Annotated in this window: 1 protein-coding gene; it reads right to left on the reverse strand. The window is 27.1% G+C overall.

Going from position 1 to position 351, the window contains the following annotated elements:
• Nucleotides 1–201: 201 nt before the first annotated feature.
• A complete protein-coding gene (locus tag JKP73_RS23455; RefSeq protein ID WP_267903280.1) occupies nucleotides 202–345 on the reverse strand; it encodes a PDZ domain-containing protein in 144 nt (47 codons plus the stop codon).
• Nucleotides 346–351: the final 6 nt, after the last annotated feature.

The raw sequence follows: 351 nt of genomic DNA on the forward strand, positions 1-351 counted from the left end.
GTTGATGTTTCATTGCACGACCAATTCCTGAATGACTCAAAAATTGTTCGGCTTCTAAGTAAAGTAAAATTTTCATGCTTAACTTTATTTTACCATAAATCAATAAAAGAAAAATGGAAATTTATTATTTTTAAAAATTTCAGACTTTAGTATGAAAAAAGCCTTCTATTTACAGAAGACTTTTATTAAATTATTAAGTTATTAATTAGAAGAAGATGAACTGCTTGTTTCTAAGTCACTGGTTGATTTAGAAAGTTTAACATCTGCTGTATTTGATTTACCATCACGATAATAAGTAACTTTTACTGTATCATTGATATTGTGTGAGTAAAGAGCACTTTGCAAGTCTGT

It is taken from the genome of Virgibacillus salexigens, from assembly GCF_014905415.1.
GTDB lineage: Bacteria > Bacillota > Bacilli > Bacillales > Amphibacillaceae > Virgibacillus > Virgibacillus salexigens.